This window comes from Leclercia tamurae (genome assembly GCF_025566055.1).
In the GTDB taxonomy this organism is placed as follows: Bacteria; Pseudomonadota; Gammaproteobacteria; order Enterobacterales; family Enterobacteriaceae; genus Enterobacter; species Enterobacter tamurae.
Map to the genome: position 1 here is coordinate 1 of NZ_JAMHKS010000006.1, position 223 is coordinate 223.

General features: G+C 52.9%; 1 rRNA gene. It reads right to left on the reverse strand.

Features of this window, described 5'->3' with window-relative positions:
* Nucleotides 1-148: 148 nt before the first annotated feature.
* Nucleotides 149-223, reverse strand: a 16S ribosomal RNA gene (locus M8318_RS00025); the annotation flags it as partial.

The following is a 223-nucleotide window of genomic DNA, read 5'->3' on the forward strand; positions in this document are numbered from 1 at the left end:
GGATTCGAACCCCTGTTGCCGCCGTGAAAGGGCGGAGTCCTAACCGCTAGACGAAGGGGACACGATGTGTCGCGACTTCGCAGCCGTCTTGCTCGATACTTTTCATCAGACAATCTGTGTGGACACTGCAAAGGCAGGTTCTTTAAGGTAAGGAGGTGATCCAACCGCAGGTTCCCCTACGGTTACCTTGTTACGACTTCACCCCAGTCATGAATCACAAAGT